This is a genomic window from Parabacteroides bouchesdurhonensis (assembly GCF_900186615.1).
GTDB lineage: Bacteria > Bacteroidota > Bacteroidia > Bacteroidales > Tannerellaceae > Parabacteroides > Parabacteroides bouchesdurhonensis.
The window spans coordinates 1,906,842-1,923,918 of record NZ_LT896588.1 but is presented as its reverse complement, the minus strand read 5'-3'; the positions used below and the strand labels follow the sequence as shown (position 1 = coordinate 1,923,918).

Below are 17,077 nucleotides of genomic sequence, written 5' to 3'. Positions count from 1 at the left end.
ACAAAATAACATTAACCTAACGGTTAGTAAGCAAGAAAAGTATGCTATACCTTTAAATTAGTGTTTTTTATAAAACGTAAAGAACACTGACATCATATCAAAATTTACTAATTCGCCATTTCCGAGAGAAATTTAATTCGTACCAGGCGAATCTCTTCCTCTGTATAATCTCCGCCTAATTCCTCAATAGCATCTTCCAGACCATCAGTTTCCGAATCTTTAAAATATTCGTAAATATCTTCAATATGATCTTCATCCATCACATCATTCAGAAAATAATCAATATTGATACGTGTTCCGGAATATACGATAGCTTCAATTTCATCCAACAATTCAGAGAACTCCAAACCATTGGTCATAGCTATTTCATCTAATGCGACCTTACGATCAATACGCTGAATAATTGAGACTTTCAATTTAGATTTATTCGCAACTGTACGAACACGCAAATCCTCAGGCCTTTCAATTTCATTTTCTTCAACGTGCTTTTTAATAAGCTCGACAAACTCCTTACCATAACGCTTGGCCTTACCGGCACCTACTCCCGGAATGTTCTGTAATTCATCCAAAGTAATAGGATAAGTAGTAGCCATTGCTTCCAGTGACGGATCTTGAAATATAACGAACGGAGGGACTTCCAAACGTTTAGACAGTTTCTTTCGTAAATCTTTCATCATTGAATAAAGAATCGGATCTACAGCACATGATGCACCACCACGTACCGGAACTTCTTCCTCTTCTTCCTCAAACTCATTATCTTTTGTAATCTTAAAAGAAACAGGCTTCTTAATAAAGTCTTTTCCTTTATCCGATATTTTCAGCAGACCATAATTTTCAATATCTTTTATCAGATACCCGGCAATCAATGCCTGACGAATAACTGCACTCCATGTTTTTTCATCTTCATCTTGACCAGAACCAAAAACCTCCAATTCATTATGTTTATAAGATTGGATTTCTGAGGTTTCATTACCAGTCAGCATGTTCACTATATATTCTGCTTTAAATTTTTCCTTCAATGTGCCTATTACTTCCAATACGGCACTCAACAGTTCCTTTGCTTCCACTTGTTTCTTAGGATTCAAACAATTATCACAACTTCCACAATTATCTTCCAAATATTCTTCTCCGAAATAATGCAATAGAACCTTTCTACGGCATACGGAAGTTTCTGCATAAGCTGCTGTTTCAAGCAATAATTGACGTCCAATCTCTTGCTCGGCAACAGGCTTACCTTGCATAAACTTCTCCAATTTCTGCAAATCCTTATACGCATAAAAAGCGATACATTGCCCTTCTCCACCATCACGGCCGGCACGACCGGTTTCTTGATAATATCCTTCAAGGCTTTTAGGTATATCATAGTGGATAACATAACGTACATCCGGTTTATCTATTCCCATGCCGAAAGCTATAGTTGCTACAATAACATCTACTTGCTCCATCAAAAAGGCATCTTGATTAGCCGAACGTTGTACCGAATCCATTCCTGCATGATAAGGAAGGGCTTTAATACCATTTGCCTTTAAAATATCGGCAAACTCCTCTACTTTCTTGCGGCTAAGACAATATACAATACCGGATTTACCTTCATTAGCCTTTATATACTTGATAATATCGCGGTCTATGTTCGTATTTTTCTGACGAATTTCATAATACAGATTAGGACGATTGAAGGATGATTTAAAAACCGTAGCATCTATCATACCCAGATTTTTCTGAATATCATGTTGCACTTTGGGTGTTGCCGTTGCGGTAAGAGCGATAAGCGGACGTTTTCCTATTTCATTTATAATAGGGCGAATTCTACGGTATTCAGGACGAAAATCGTGTCCCCATTCTGAAATACAATGCGCTTCGTCTACTGCATAAAAAGAAATCTTAACCTGACGTAAAAAATCCACATTTTCTTCTTTGGTCAATGATTCCGGAGCGACATACAGCAACTTTGTACGTCCAGCCATAATATCAGCCTTTACCTGGTCAATTGCCGATTTATTTAATGAAGAATTAATGAAATGAGCTACCCCATCTTCTTCACTAAAATTACGCATGGCATCCACTTGATTTTTCATTAATGCAATCAAAGGGGAAATTACAATAGCAGTTCCGTCCATTAATAGAGAAGGCAATTGGTAACACAAAGATTTTCCACCGCCAGTAGGCATCAATACAAACGTATCGTTCCCCGCCAACACATTTTCAATGATTGTTTTCTGATTCCCTTTAAAAGTATCAAAGCCAAAATATTTTTTCAGTTCTTCAGTCAAATTATCCTTCTTAGCCATACCTGTAATATTTTAAACAGACCGTTTTTACTTATGCAACCTGCAAACGATTCACATCCGATTTCTCAAATTTTTCTTTTGCATATTTCAATGTCACATGCAATTTCTTTTTATTTTCCGAAGGCATACTATACATCGCATCCATCATCACGGCCTCAACAATAGAGCGCAGCCCTCTGGCTCCAAGCTTAAATTCCATAGCTTTATCCACTATAAAATCATATACCTCCTCATCAAAGGTAAGCTTTATATCATCCATTTCAAACAATTTCACATATTGTTTTACAATAGAATTTTTTGGTTCAGTAAGAATACAACGAAGCGTATTTCGGTCCAACGGATTTAAATATGTAAGGATTGGCAAACGCCCGATGATCTCAGGTATCAATCCGAATGATTTCAAATCTACCGGAGTTATGTATTTCAGCAAATTATTTCTATCGACTGAAGCAACTTCTTTACTCGCCGCATACCCTACGACCCGTGTATTCAACCGTTGCGCTATTTTCTTTTCTATGCCATCAAAAGCTCCGCCGCAAATAAACAAAATATTTTTTGTATCTACAGCAATCATTTTCTGTTCCGGATGCTTACGTCCTCCCTGAGGAGGGACATTTACAATAGAACCTTCTAACAATTTCAGCAAACCCTGTTGCACACCTTCACCACTAACATCACGGGTAATAGAAGGATTATCACTCTTTCTGGCTATTTTATCAATTTCATCAATAAAAACGATTCCTCGTTGTGCAGCTTCCACATCATAATCTGCAGCTTGCAAAAGACGTGTCAGGATACTTTCAATATCCTCTCCCACATATCCGGCTTCAGTCAAAACCGTTGCATCAACAATTGAAAACGGCACATGAAGTAATTTGGCAATTGTACGTGCCAGTAAAGTTTTACCTGTGCCCGTTGCTCCCACCATGATTATATTAGATTTTTCAATCTCAACATCATCCGCATCGACTTTTTGCAGCAAACGTTTATAATGATTATATACCGATACAGAGAGATAACGTTTAGCATCATCTTGACCAATAACATATTGATCCAAAAAGTTCTTTATATCTTCCGGCTTAGGCAAGTCTTGCTGATTCAATCCAAATGATGTTTTACCAGCAGCAGTTTGTTCTTTCACAATTTCATACGCTTGTCTTGCGCAATCATCACATATCGCCCCGGATATACCATTTATCAACATATTTACATCACGGGCATTGCGTCCACAAAATGTACAATTATCGCCTGTTGTTTTGGCCATATTCCTTATTTAAAATTAATAATTTAAGACAAGGCGATATGCCTTGTCTCCAGATTTATTACTTGCGGGTAAGAATTTCATCAATCATGCCATATTCTTTCGCTTCTGCCGCAGTCATCCAAAAGTCACGATCACTATCACGCTCCACCTCTTCATAAGATTTACCCGAATGTTGAGAAATGATTGTATATAATTCTTTCTTTACCTTCAATATTTCACGAGCGGTAATTTCAATATCAGAAGCCTGCCCCTGTACGCCACCTAACGGTTGATGGATCATCACACGAGAATGTTGTAACCCAAAACGTTTCCCTTTAGTTCCGGCAACCAATAAGACAGAAGCCATGGATGCCGCTATTCCCGTACATATAGTAGAAACATCCGAACTTATAAACTGCATTGTATCATAGATACCGTATCCCGCATATACCGAGCCACCTGGTGAATTGATATAGATAGAAATATCCTTACCTGGATCACTTGAATCCAAATACAACAACTGTGCCTGAATAACATTGGCTGTATAATCGTCTACCTGCGTTCCTAAAAATATAATACGGTCCATCATCAATCGTGAAAAAACGTCCATTTGAGCAACGTTCAACTGGCGTTCTTCAATAATTGTCGGTGATATATAACTACTGGTAATGTTCATATAGCTATCAAGAGCCGTACCATTCATACCTAAATGCTTTGTAGCATATTTTCTAAAGTCTTCCATATTCATTCTATTATATTTATTTCCGAAAAGACGAAAAAAAGGGATTTCCCTCTTTCGGCTTAACGGAAAAACAAAGTTATAAATAAATTTCTGAAAGATACAACTTATTTGTTGTCCGCTAAGATATTTTTTGAGAGAAATCCCTTTTCTTTAAAAAGAATTGTTTTTCAGTTAATCGCTGATTTATACTATTCAAACAGTTTATTGAATTCATCAGCCGAAACTTCTTTTATTTCCAGTTTCACCTGTTCTTTTATACATGCAGCCAGCTTTTCTTCCATAGCACGGTCTACTATATTCTGCAAAGTTTCTTTATTTTTTATCATATCCTTTGCATAGTTCGCCAATACATCTTCAGGAACAGAAAGCATACCATATTGAGCGAATTGAGCTTTAGCCACTCGTTTTGCAAATTCTTCAATTTCGGTATTTTCAACTTTTAGTTCAAATTTCTTTATGAGGCTTTCTTTTATAAAATGATACTTCAAATCCTCTTTAATATGAGGATAGTCGTTTTCAATTGATTCCGGAGTGTTTTTCTCATTAGCAACCAGCAACCAACGTTTTAACAATGCATCATCTACATCAACATCTCCTGCCTTTTTCGATAATAATTCGCGAGCATCCAACAAGAATTTATAATTGCTTTGAGGTTCAAACTGTTCACTCAGAGCTTCTTTAATCTTATTCTTAAATTCCTCTTCACTTGTTACAACACCTTCTCCAAATACTTTATCGAATAATTCCTGATTTAATTCAGCATCCTTATGGCGAGTGATTTCCGTAATTTCAAAACTAAAATCACCGGTATGGTTCTCAACTTCTTCTTTAGCAATCTTCAAGAAAGAAGAGATTTCAGCATCCGCACCTTCGTATGCCTTATTGGGATTAAACACGATTACCGAATTATCCTTTGCTCCTATAAATTTAGCTTTTTCAGCTTCATCCTTGATATAAGAAGGCATCAACACGACACCTTCCACAACGATACCACCTTCTTTAGGGGCTCCGTTTTCAAGTTCGACAACAATACCCTTTACCAAATCTTTTTCTTCAACTTCATCTACTTTATCATAAGATCCGAAGTGAGAGCTATAAGCTTCCACTTGCTTATTCAACATATCATCATCAATAGTTACCTGATAATAAGGCAATTTATCTTTTTTGCTCAATTCAACATTAACTTCCGGAACAAAAGCAACATCAAAATAAAATTCAAAGTCTTCTTGCTTGTCAAAATCGACCGGTTGTTGTTCGGTCATATTAGGCATCGGCTCACCTAAAACAGGCACATTATTTTCACGGATATATTTGAACAGGTTTTCTGACACAAGCTTATTCACCTCCTCTATCAATACGTGTTTGCCATACATTTTCTTCACCATACTCATAGGGACCATACCTTTACGGAATCCTGGTATATTAGCTTTTTGACGGAAATTACGCAGGCTCTTTTCGACCTGATCAGCATAGTCGGCTTTCACTATTTCTAATTTCACGATACCACTTAAGGTACCATTGTTGCTAAGCGAAATGTTCATTCTAAATGATTTATTTAATTAATATATTAATCGAATTTTAGGGTGCAAAATTAGACTTATTCTTTTAATCTCGCAAGTAGTTAACCTAAATTGTTTCAGATAGATTAAATAAAAATGTACGGTTTTATTTTTTTATTTCCTGAAATGGTTGTTTATATAAAATATTTATATTCCTTTGTAGCGTGAAAGAGGGATTTACCTTAGAACGTACATAACATTGTTTTTTATTTCTTCATTTACCTGTCGAATTATTTCTCACTGTTACGAAATTCCGGTTTACACACTTTCATTTTAGTAACAATTTTATTTTTTAATTTCTATTTTTATGAACATTTACATTGGAAACCTGAATTATCGTGTTCGGGAAGATGATTTGAAACAAGTAATGGAAGAATACGGAGTTGTTGACTCTGTAAAGATTATCAAAGACCGTGAAACTGGCAAATCCAAAGGCTTCGCTTTCGTTGAAATGCCGGATGATGATGCAGCTAAGAAAGCTATTGACGAACTGAATGAAGCAGAATTCGAAGGTCGTCAAATGGTAGTCAAAGAAGCAAGACCAAGAATGTAATCTATTTACTTCCTAAAAAAATAAAAACTTCTGTCTATCTTTGGGCAGAAGTTTTTTTATGTCCGAAAATATGAAGCTTAAAGGTATATATACAGACAAACCAGCAATTTTTCAGATATTCATACTATTAGTATTTATGCTGGCTGGAGGGTTATTAGCTACTCTTACAGGCACAGGTATGCTGTTTTTCATTTATGGCACAGATGCGCTAAGTTCCAATATGGCACAATATCCGGAGATGCTACGGTCGATACAATTTATTTCGTCTATATTCATGTTTTTATTCCCCGCTTTGGCAATAGCATGGACTTGCAGCAACAATCCATTAAGTTATCTCTCCATACGTAAAATACCGAATAATAAGATATTATTTTATGTATTCATAAGTATGTTCCTGTTTTCACCAACCATCAGCCTGACAGGAGTATTAAATAAACAAATAGAATTACCTACATTTTTAGCCCCTATAGAAAATTGGATGCGTACACAGGAAGATGCTGCCGAACAAATAACTGAATATCTGTTATCCGGAAATGGCATATTTGTATTACTCTCCAATTTACTTGTTATTGCCATAACGGCTGCTATTACAGAAGAATTTCTTTTTCGTGGAACCATACAAAAAATTATGGGTAAGTGGACAGCAAATTATCATATCATAATATGGGGTACAGCTTTTATTTTTAGCGCATTCCATCTACAATTCTTCGGCTTCATCCCCCGCTTGTTGCTAGGGGCTTATTTCGGTTATCTGCTTTACTGGAGTAAATGTATCTGGATACCTGTATTTGCACACTTTGTGAATAATGCAACAGCTGTTATCGTCATGTCAAACGGTCAATGGAAAGAAAATGAATTTATGTCAGGCAATATAACTAACGCCCACTTAATGCCATTCGCATGCGCATCATTACTCACTCTTTTCGCATTTATCGCATTGAATAAACATCTTCGGGATGAAATGACAAAAGAATAAACATCCGTTATAAATCTTTCTTTCGGAGCACGAAATCTTTTCCTAAATATTTTTCCCGTACAATTTCATTTTCCGCCAATTGCTCAGCAGTACCCTGAAACAAGACTTTCCCTTCAAACAACAAATAAGCACGATCACAAATACTCAGCGTTTCATATACATTGTGGTCGGTAATCAAAATACCGATATTCTTATGTTTTAATTTAGCTACAATCGTTTGTATATCTTGCACAGCAATAGGGTCTACCCCTGCAAACGGTTCATCCAACATAATAAACTTCGGGTTAATAGCCAAGCAACGAGCAATTTCTGCACGACGACGCTCCCCTCCCGACAACTGGTCTCCCAAATTCCGCCGAACCTTAGTCAAACCAAATTCGGCAATAAGGCTTTCCAGTTTTTCCTTTTGATACTCTTTCGTTGTATCTGTCATTTCCAAGACTGCGCGGATATTATCTTCTACCGTCATCTTTCGGAAAATAGATGCTTCCTGTGCCAAATATCCTATACCGTTACGCGCACGTTTATAAACAGGATATTTTGTAATTTCCATATCATTCAGGAAAATCTTCCCTTCATTTGGCGTTACCAATCCTACAGTCATATAGAAAGTGGTTGTTTTACCAGCTCCGTTAGGACCTAACAAACCCACAATTTCTCCCTGTTTCACATTGATAGAAACATGATTAACAACTGTACGAGTTCTATATTTCTTAACCAGATCCTCCGTGCGGAGTATCATTTGTTCTTCTTCTGACATAATTAAAGATTTGATGCAAAGAAACATAAATAATTAGTTTTGTACAAGAGTTATTTTTAGATTTGTATCTCTATTAATTGCTAAATCAAACGGATTATGATATTACTTTCCACGATAGACTTCTCTTTGCCATTAACTGATCCTGTATTAAAGTTCCTGCTAATACTTTTAATAATACTGGCCGCACCTCTTTTGCTTAATAAGCTTAAAGTACCTCACTTATTGGGATTGATTATTGCCGGCGCGATTATTGGGCCTAACGGTTTTAATCTTGTATTAAGAGATAGCAGCATCATCCTTTCAGGAACAGCCGGATTACTTTATATCATGTTCCTTGCCGGTCTGGAGATAGACATGAGCGATTTTAAAAAGAACAGCGGACGTAGCCTGGTTTTCGGGCTTTACACATTTATTATTCCTATGATATTAGGAACCGTTGTTAGTATATGGATATTAAATTTCAGCACATTAACATCCATATTGCTGGCCAGTATGTTTGCATCACACACACTAATAGCTTATCCCATCATCAGCAAATTAGGTATCAGCAAGAATAACGCCGTCAGCATCACTGTTGGAGGAACAATGATAACCGACACGTTGGCATTGCTGGTACTAACTATCATAGTTGGCATAGCTACCGGCAACGCCGACCAGACGTTCTGGATACGGTTAAGCATTTCCGTTATCATATTTGCATTATTCGTATTGTTGGTATTTCCGTTTATTGGACGTTTCTTCTTCAAAAGAGTTCACGATAACATTTCACAATACATATTTGTATTATCAATGGTTTTTTTCGGAGCTTTCCTAGCCCAGCTTGCAGGAATGGAAGCAATTATAGGCTCCTTTCTAGCAGGTTTAGCCTTAAACAGGCTTATTCCTCAGACTTCACCATTAATGAACCGTATCGAATTTGTAGGTAATGCTATTTTTATCCCATTCTTCCTTCTCGGAGTGGGGATGCTAATTGATTACCGGGCTTTTTTCACCAGCTTTGAAACTATAAAAGTCGGAGTTATAATGATAATTGTTGCCACAGCTGCTAAATACGCGGCAGCCTGGTTGACACAAAAAACATTTCGTCTGTCTGTTGACCAGAGAAGTGTCATTTTCGGACTAAGTAATGCACAAGCAGCAGCAACCCTTGCCGCCGTAATGATTGGGTACAATGTCATATTAGGCACAGATCCGGACGGTGCGCCAATTCGACTGTTAAACGAGAGTGTGCTAAACGGGACTATTTTAATGATATTAGTCACATGCACCATAGCCTCATTCTCTGCTCAGAAAGGAGCTCACAACCTGGCAATAAAAGAAACCACCGACGGTGACAAGAAAAAAGAAAATCAGAATGAACATATACTCATCCCGGTGAGCAACGAAGAAACAGTAGAAGAACTTGTAAATTTAAGTCTGGCCATAAAATCAAAGAATAACACGAACGGGTTATATGCCCTGAAAGTAATTGACAATAATAATACAGATGATAATACAGTAAAAATATCCCAACAGATATTACAGAAAGCTGTTAGCACGGCTGCTGCAACAGACACATTCATAAAAAGCCTGCTTCGTTATGATTTAAGCATAGCCAATGCAATTACAAGCGTAATAAAAGAAAGGGAAATAACCGACATGGTTATGGGTTTGCATAAAGAAAAGGATATTCCGACAGCATTCCTGGGACATATACTAGAAGGCGTTTTGCATAAAAGCAGTGTAAATATATTTATTTATAAACCGGCACAACCTCTTTCCACAGTCAAAAGACATATAGTACTTATCCCCGAATCAGCAGAGAAAGAAGTAGGCTTTATTTCCACAATAAACCGCGTATCCAACATCATACAAAACACCGGTGCCAAAATCGTTTTCTATGGTTCGGAAGGAAGTTTGGCTGTCGTTAAAAAGCTTTTAAAAAAGATCCCCGGAGAAACATCATACATCACATTCAATGAATGGGATGACTTTCTGATTGTTTTCAGAGATATAAAAACAGATGATAACTTATGGATTATACTTAGCCGGAAAGAGGGTATTTCATATACACCTGCCATGTCTCGCATCCCCGGATATCTAAATAAATACTTTCAGTCGAATAGCTTCGTATTGTGTTATCCTATACAAGCTGCTATAAATGAAGGAACGCGATATTTTACGTAAGGTGAACACTTGTTGACATATTTGAGTTATATTTGCAGACTGTAACTGAATTATAATCGGATAATGAACAAAGCATTACACAGAATGGGTGAATACACCCTGCTGATGATGAAAAGCATTAGTATACCAGACAGATGGAGTATGTTTTTCAAGCAACTTATTAAAGAAATATATAAATTAGGAGTAGACTCTCTTTGGATTGTAATTATTATTTCAGTTTTCATCGGTACAGTTATTGCCATCCAGATATCTTTGAATATCAGTTCGCCACTAATCCCAAAGTTCACAATCGGATATACAACACGTGAAATTATCCTGTTGGAGTTCTCTTCTTCCATCATGTGTTTAATTCTGGCAGGTAAGGTAGGAAGTAATATTGCTTCCGAAATAGGGACAATGCGGGTAACGGAACAAATTGACGCTATGGAAATTATGGGAGTAAATTCGGCAAACTTCCTGATATTACCCAAAATGATCGGGTTGATGATCTTTATCCCTGTATTAGTTATATTCAGTATGTTCACGGGTATTTTAGGAGGTATAGCCGCCAGTTATTCTACAGGAACAGGAATGACACCGGCGTCTTTTGAGTATGGGTTACAATTCTATTTTAATGAATTCTACATATGGTATTCCATTATTAAGTCGGTTGTTTACGCCTTTATTATTTCTTCTATTGCCGCCTATTTCGGCTATTACGTAAAAGGCGGAGCTTTAGAAGTGGGTAAAGCCAGTACAAATGCAGTGGTAATGAGCAGTATCATGATTCTACTTGCCGACGTAGTATTAACACATATAATGCTTACATAGGATGATAGAAGTAAAAAATATAACAAAATCGTTTGACGGACGTACTGTTCTCCATGACATCAGTACCGTTTTTGAAGACGGGAAAACAAACCTGATTATTGGTCGAAGCGGTTCGGGGAAAACCGTCCTTATTAAAAATATCATTGGATTGATAAAACCGGACCAGGGAGAGATATTATATGACGGACGCAATCTTCTGACGATGAATAAACATGACCTGAACATGCTCCGTCGTGAGATGGGTATGCTGTTTCAAGGTTCGGCTTTATTCGACAGTATGACTGTTTTGGAAAACGTCATGTTTCCGTTAAATATGTTTTCCAATGATACATTCAAAGAACGCGAGAAACGCGCTCAATTCTGTTTGGATCGTGTAAACCTGTCCGATGCAGGACATTTATATCCTTCCGAGATCAGTGGGGGTATGATGAAACGTGCCGCCATTGCCCGTGCTATCGCATTGAATCCGAAATATCTGTTCTGCGATGAGCCTAATTCGGGATTAGACCCCAAAACATCCTTAATTATTGACGACCTGATCCATGACATTACAGTAGAATACAACATGACTACCGTTATTAACACGCATGATATGAACTCTGTGATGAACATCGGAGAAAACATTATCTTCATTAAAGAAGGTATAAAAGAATGGCAAGGAACAAAAGAACAAGTTATTACCTCCAATAACAAAGCCTTAAATGATTTTATTTTCGCTTCCGATTTATTCCGCAAAGTAAAAGAAGTGGAAATGCAGCAAGAAGAAGGATAAAACATCTTTTAAAAAGACAATAAAAAAAGAGGCTGAACTCTATTATAGAGACAGCCTCTAATTTTTTACCGCTTTCCTTCCTCACGGAAGTACAGGCAGCTAGAACTTTTAATTTTATTACTTTAGTATTAATATTCTATCCGCTTGTTCGCCTATCACAGGGTACTTGGGGAAGGAGTGGTCTCTACCCCACTCCCCGATCCACACGGATATTAATTAGATTATTTATTTAATTTTTCTGTTCTTCTTAATCTACTACAGTCTTAACAACTTCGCTACCAACCTTAACAAGAACCACGCCTGAAGAAGCAGGATTACCCAACTTTCTCAAAGCTGGAGTAGGAACTGTAAAGTCTCCTGCAACCATCTTGGTTGCACCTTCTTGCATTGTGAAGTTTGTTATCAAACTATCTGAGAATGCGTGATCTGCTTCCTTATACTTAGGCAAGTTATACGGACGGATGCTGATAGAGTCGGTAGCCACATTAATCTTTACAACAAAAGCTACAGAACCAATAGGACGATTTACTTTTCCTTTTTCTGTGATTTGTTTATTATCAGCCAAACCTAACTTCCAGGCCGGCATAATTATTTTGTTATTACCTATCACCATATTAGTATCCTTGGAAACTGTACCGGCAAGATAAGCCGTATCAACAACCAATGCTTTGTTATCGCCTGTAGACCAAAGTACCAATAATGAATCGGCTTGATCCGGATTCGCTAAGTGAGGGAACAACATACCCAAACCTTTACCGCCTTTTCCCCATGACTTTTGTCCATTTGCAGGGATTGAGTCTTCTACGTTTTCGCTTGCTACGTTAGCCTGATAAGCTTTCCATGTCTTAGCTGTAAGGATATTATCGCCTGCATTATTTGTTACAGGAGCACCCTTTACGTCAGACTGATGGAAGAACAACTTACCATGGCTCTTTGCCAACATCTGGTTAAAGCTCTTTGCATCCAATGTTAAAGAAGCCTGAGGATAACGTGCTACAAATAAATTTCCTCCTGAAATAGCATCTTCCGAGTCTCCTTTTACAGAATAAAGTTCTACTTTGTCGTTTGATGTTCCCAAATAGAATACAGAGTCATTATTGAAGGCATAAAGACATTGTTTGTCATCGCTATAGTTCCATTCGCTTATACCTCTACTAACAAGAGTCAAGTCGTCGCCTGCAATTTTACCGCCTTCTTTACCGCCGTTAACAGACTTAGCATTAGTTACTGTAGGAACAGTAAGTTTAGCTCCCTTAGAGTTTGTAAACGAATAAGAACGGCTTGTTCCAGACAGTTTAACGGTTACGGTCCATAATGTTGAATCCAAACCGGCATAGCTGGTAGAGTCAATTTTAGATTGTGCAAGATCACCGTCTCCGCGTCCTACCAAATCAAAAGGTTTTAATACCTGGTGACCTTTATCTGCGCCAACTACAAAAATTTTGCTAGTTGCACTTGGTTTACCGCCTTGTGCACTAGCCAACTGCATGCGTTCGCCATCTTTCACTTTATTAAAAGTGCTATAGATCAGCTCACCATCAGGTTGCTGTGCAAAAGCGGACATTCCACTGGCCACCAGAGCGGTAGCCAAAAGAGTAGAAAATCTTTTGTTCATACTTTTCTCATTTAATATTAATAATAGTGTTCATTAAAAAACTTATTTATCAAAGGCTTTCGCTTTCCATAAGACATTAGAAATGACTAACGAAAACGAATGCTTTGGAAGATGACACGACTTTTCTATTTTCCTAATAAATAAATGTACGCGCGTACGTTATATATACGAAGAAAATCCACTCCCTAAAATTTCTTTATTTTATCCTTTTATCTTATTCACGTAACCGGAAAGTGATTTATAAATCATCGGGATCTTTTTCCAAAATCATCCCGATGATTTCAAAAAAGGCCTCGATGATCCGTATATATTAACAGTCCGGAAAAAGGTTTTCAAAAGAGCTATCTTTTGAACACAGAAGTCCCGTCTTAACACTTCAAAAGAGCTGACTTTTGAAATGTTAAGACGGGACTTTTAAATGCAAAAGTCAGCTCTTTTAAAACGAAAACAGAAATCTTTCTCCGGATTAACAGATATTAAGGAAAACTGGTTCTTTTCCGGTACGTTTTTGAATGAAGATTGATTGACGTTTGTTGTATCTAAAAAGAAAAGGCTGCACTCTACTTCAAAGTAGCATGCAGCCTCTTTCTATTTCGGAGAATCGGGATTAATATCCAAACAATTCTTCCTGTGATAATTTTTGTATAGGTCCATAAGTAGCCAGGGATTTTAAATCCAGGTCTTTTTCATCGCCTAATATACAATAGGTGTACTTACGCCCTTTCACCCATTTTTCCTGGAATGCCTTGATATCCTGCAGCGTCATTGTCTGGACTTGTTCAAACAATGCTTTACGGCTGTCGGTAGTCAGGCCTAAATCCCTGGAGCGCAGATAAGACCACAGAACATCTGATTTTGTGATACGTTCCGTACGCAAGCGAGTAATAATAGACTCTTTAGCCAAGCTGAATGCTTTTTCCGATTCCGGCATATTGTTGATGATTTCATCAAACGCTTTCATGGCATCAATCATCTTATCATTCTGCGTGGCAATAAAAGTACGGTATATATACGGGTATTTCAGCTTGGATGGCGAGATCAGGTATGCTCCGGCAGTGTAAGCCAGACCACGGGATTCACGCAATTCCTGAAAGACGACTGCATTCATACCGCCACTGAAATATTCATTGAGCATATTCAATGTAGGTTGGATTGTCGGATCAAATTTCTCTCCCCGATTAGACACGGCAGAGTAGTAAATCTGTTTGGCATCGTACTGGGCAAGCAGCACTTTATTCTCTTGTGTTACCGGTTGGATAAACTCGATAGCTTCCGGAACCGGATTCAACGTTGCGGGAACATTATGGTATTTCTTAATGATATCCAACAGGGCTTCCGGTTTTTCTGGGCCATAGTATAATATGCTATGTTGATAAGAATTAATCCGGCGGATACGGTCAACCAGTTCTTGCGGATTCATTTGTTGCAATTCGGCTGTAGACAATACATTTTTTGCCGGAGACTTTGGCCCCCAAACAGCATACTGGATGAGTTGTCCGAAGTTTTGTCCCTGATTTAACTTGGCATCCGCACGTTTCTTCAAGATGTCGCCGGCCAAATTGGCATAGGCTTCTTTGTTAACCTGGGCATCGGCCAGGATTTCTTCAAACAACACCATTGCTTTCGGCATATTTTCTTTTAAACCTTCCAGCACAACATAGGTACGGTCTGAACCCGGAAATACATTGAAATCACAAGCTAACCGGTAAAATTCTTCGTTAATTTCTTTCAGGCTTTTCTTTGAAGTTCCCAGATATTTCATGTATTCAAACGCGGTAGCCATCGCTTTGTCGTTATTATTACCCATGTCAAATACATACATCAAAGAGAATAAATCGTTGGATGTATTTTCTTTATACAGAACCGGGATATTGGATTGGGCGGTCAGTTTTTGCAAATCCTTATCATAATCCAGGAATACAGGCTCTATCGGTGTAACCTTGGTTGCCTGAATTTCTTTTAAGAAAGCACTTGAACTGTCACGATTCATCACAATAGGAGTGATTTGCGGTTTGTCTATTTTCTTTTCGTTCGGGTCTTTACCTTGTCTTTTGTAAACAAGAGCGTAATTGTCGCCGAAATACTTATTGACAAAATCAACGATTTGCTGTTTGGTTACTTTACTCATGCGGTCTAACTGGCCGACTTCATCTTTCCAGTCTACTCCGTTGATGAAAGAAGATACAAGCATATCTGCACGACCCTCGTTTTGGTCCATATTGTGCATTTGTTCCAATTTATAATTATTGATAGATGCTTCCAGCAATCCTTCATCAAAGTTTCCCTTTTTCAGCTGGTCTATTTCTGCCAGAAAGAGGTCTTTCACTTCATCCAAGGTCTGTCCCTGTTTCGGGCGTCCGCCTATAACGAACGCGTTATAGTCTGCCATACCGTATGTTCCGGCATAGCAATTCAATACTTTCTGTTGTTGAACCAGGTCAATATCCAGTAAACCGGCTTTTCCGTTATATAGAATCTGACCGGTCAGGTTTAACAAATCCTGTTCAGGAGAAGTTGCACCCGGGAAACGCCAGCCTAAAGTTACATTTTCCGCATCTTGCCCCAATACTTCTTTAACAACCGGAGCTTCAATAGGAGACTCGCGGGTTACCGGCGGTTTAGGCAGGTCCGGATTCGGTTTCAGATGACCGAAATATGTATTGATAGTCGCGATTACCTGATCCGGATCGAAATCACCGGACATACAAATAGCCATATTGTTAGGGACATACCAAATAGCATGATACTTCTTGATATTGGTAATAGATGGGTTTTTCAGGTTTTCCTGAGTTCCCAAAACAGTTTGTGTACCATAAGGGTGATCGGGGAAAAGAGCATTTAAGACGCTTTCTTCAACTTTCTGTCCATCACTGGTAAGAGACATGTTCTTTTCTTCATATACCGTTTCCAGTTCAGTATGGAAACCGCGGATTACGGTGTTTTCAAAACGATCGGACTGAATCTTCGCCCAGTTTTCTATCTGGTTGGATGGAATGTCTTCCGTATATACGGTCTCGTCAAAACCGGTATATGCGTTTGTTCCTGCTGCGCCGATAGCAGCCATCAGTTTATCATATTCATTCGGGATGGAAATTTTGGATGCTTCGTATGAAATACTGTCTATTTGGTGGTAGATAGCTTTCCGCTCAGCCTCGTCGGTTGTTTTACGGTACACTTCAAATAGTTGTTCTATCTGGTCGAGCATAGGTTCTTCCTGCTCATAATTTTGTGTACCAAACTGTTTAGTTCCCTTGAACATCAGGTGTTCAAAATAGTGCGCCAGGCCGGTAGTCTCGGCTGGATCGTTCTTTCCTCCTACGCGAACAGCAATATAAGTCTGAATGCGAGGTGTTTCTTTATTAACCGTAAGATACACTTTTAAACCATTATCCAATGTATAAATACGAGCCTTCATCGGATCATTGGGCACAGACTCGTATTTAAACGAAGAGGTCTCCTTGCAAGCGCCGGTTAACAGTATAACAACGACAAGCAAAAGAAAATTAGTTATTCTCTGCATATTGTTTAGAATTAAGTAAATACTTGACGCCAAAGGTATAAAATATAGTCATACATTATTTTTACAATCCTCT

At 38.0% G+C, this 17,077-nt stretch carries 12 protein-coding genes; 5 read left to right on the top strand and 7 right to left on the bottom strand.

Translation table 11 applies throughout. From position 1 onward, the window contains the following. Positions 1–107: 107 nt before the first annotated feature. The 4 genes from recQ to tig all read right to left on the bottom strand — a co-directional run bounded on the left by recQ (position 108) and on the right by tig (position 5,814). Positions 108–2,288: a DNA helicase RecQ gene (recQ, locus tag C1721_RS08180; protein ID WP_102407923.1), complete on the bottom strand. Its 2,181-nt coding sequence runs from the start codon at positions 2,286–2,288 to the stop codon at positions 108–110. Between the two features lie 31 nt (positions 2,289–2,319). Beyond that, a complete protein-coding gene (clpX, locus tag C1721_RS08175) occupies positions 2,320–3,552 on the bottom strand; it encodes an ATP-dependent Clp protease ATP-binding subunit ClpX (RefSeq protein ID WP_102407922.1) in 1,233 nt (410 codons plus the stop codon). A 58-nt stretch (positions 3,553–3,610) separates the two neighbouring features. Beyond that, positions 3,611–4,273: an ATP-dependent Clp endopeptidase proteolytic subunit ClpP gene (clpP, locus tag C1721_RS08170; RefSeq protein ID WP_102407921.1), complete on the bottom strand. Its 663-nt coding sequence runs from the start codon at positions 4,271–4,273 to the stop codon at positions 3,611–3,613. A gap of 188 nt (positions 4,274–4,461) precedes the next feature. Then, a complete protein-coding gene (gene tig, locus C1721_RS08165; RefSeq protein WP_102407920.1) occupies positions 4,462–5,814 on the bottom strand; it encodes a trigger factor in 1,353 nt (450 codons plus the stop codon). A gap of 325 nt (positions 5,815–6,139) precedes the next feature. Between tig and C1721_RS08160 the strand changes: the two genes are divergently transcribed. Next, entirely contained in the window at positions 6,140–6,385 is a 246-nt protein-coding gene (locus C1721_RS08160) for an RNA recognition motif domain-containing protein (protein WP_102407919.1), read from the top strand. A 70-nt stretch (positions 6,386–6,455) separates the two neighbouring features. Beyond that, positions 6,456–7,361, top strand: coding sequence for a CPBP family intramembrane glutamic endopeptidase (locus C1721_RS08155; RefSeq protein ID WP_102409338.1), 906 nt, complete (start codon positions 6,456–6,458; stop codon positions 7,359–7,361). A gap of 7 nt (positions 7,362–7,368) precedes the next feature. On the opposite strand, the gene lptB is transcribed toward C1721_RS08155, so the two are convergent. Further along, complete coding sequence (lptB, locus tag C1721_RS08150; RefSeq protein WP_102407918.1) at positions 7,369–8,121, bottom strand: LPS export ABC transporter ATP-binding protein; 753 nt, start codon at positions 8,119–8,121, stop codon at positions 7,369–7,371. Between the two features lie 96 nt (positions 8,122–8,217). On the opposite strand from lptB, the gene C1721_RS08145 reads away from it, so the two are divergent. From C1721_RS08145 to C1721_RS08135, 3 genes are all read left to right on the top strand, one after another. Further along, positions 8,218–10,287 (top strand): cation:proton antiporter, encoded by a 2,070-nt coding sequence (locus tag C1721_RS08145; RefSeq protein ID WP_102407917.1) that lies wholly within the window; start codon positions 8,218–8,220, stop codon positions 10,285–10,287. A gap of 63 nt (positions 10,288–10,350) precedes the next feature. Beyond that, positions 10,351–11,097, top strand: coding sequence for an MlaE family ABC transporter permease (locus C1721_RS08140; protein WP_102407916.1), 747 nt, complete (start codon positions 10,351–10,353; stop codon positions 11,095–11,097). A gap of 1 nt (position 11,098) precedes the next feature. Next, positions 11,099–11,869: an ABC transporter ATP-binding protein gene (locus C1721_RS08135; RefSeq protein ID WP_102407915.1), complete on the top strand. Its 771-nt coding sequence runs from the start codon at positions 11,099–11,101 to the stop codon at positions 11,867–11,869. 247 nt (positions 11,870–12,116) lie between these two features. On the opposite strand, the gene C1721_RS08130 is transcribed toward C1721_RS08135, so the two are convergent. Continuing rightward, positions 12,117–13,484 carry a hypothetical protein gene (locus C1721_RS08130; protein ID WP_102407914.1) on the bottom strand — a complete coding sequence of 456 codons (1,368 nt, stop codon included), beginning with the start codon at positions 13,482–13,484 and terminating at the stop codon, positions 12,117–12,119. Between the two features lie 607 nt (positions 13,485–14,091). Beyond that, entirely contained in the window at positions 14,092–17,004 is a 2,913-nt protein-coding gene (locus C1721_RS08125; RefSeq protein WP_102407913.1) for a M16 family metallopeptidase, read from the bottom strand. Positions 17,005–17,077: the final 73 nt, after the last annotated feature.

Bases quoted from the DNA above. Each gene is read 5' to 3' on its own strand.
- recQ (WP_102407923.1), bottom strand. From the start codon at position 2,288: ATGGCTAAGAAGGATAATTTGACTGAAGAACTGAAAAAATATTTTGGC.
- clpX (WP_102407922.1), bottom strand. From the start codon at position 3,552: ATGGCCAAAACAACAGGCGATAATTGTACATTTTGTGGACGCAATGCC.
- clpP (WP_102407921.1), bottom strand. From the start codon at position 4,273: ATGGAAGACTTTAGAAAATATGCTACAAAGCATTTAGGTATGAATGGT.
- tig (WP_102407920.1), bottom strand. From the start codon at position 5,814: ATGAACATTTCGCTTAGCAACAATGGTACCTTAAGTGGTATCGTGAAA.
- C1721_RS08160 (WP_102407919.1), top strand. From the start codon at position 6,140: ATGAACATTTACATTGGAAACCTGAATTATCGTGTTCGGGAAGATGAT.
- C1721_RS08155 (WP_102409338.1), top strand. From the start codon at position 6,456: ATGAAGCTTAAAGGTATATATACAGACAAACCAGCAATTTTTCAGATA.
- lptB (WP_102407918.1), bottom strand. From the start codon at position 8,121: ATGTCAGAAGAAGAACAAATGATACTCCGCACGGAGGATCTGGTTAAG.
- C1721_RS08145 (WP_102407917.1), top strand. From the start codon at position 8,218: ATGATATTACTTTCCACGATAGACTTCTCTTTGCCATTAACTGATCCT.
- C1721_RS08140 (WP_102407916.1), top strand. From the start codon at position 10,351: ATGAACAAAGCATTACACAGAATGGGTGAATACACCCTGCTGATGATG.
- C1721_RS08135 (WP_102407915.1), top strand. From the start codon at position 11,099: ATGATAGAAGTAAAAAATATAACAAAATCGTTTGACGGACGTACTGTT.
- C1721_RS08130 (WP_102407914.1), bottom strand. From the start codon at position 13,484: ATGAACAAAAGATTTTCTACTCTTTTGGCTACCGCTCTGGTGGCCAGT.
- C1721_RS08125 (WP_102407913.1), bottom strand. From the start codon at position 17,004: ATGCAGAGAATAACTAATTTTCTTTTGCTTGTCGTTGTTATACTGTTA.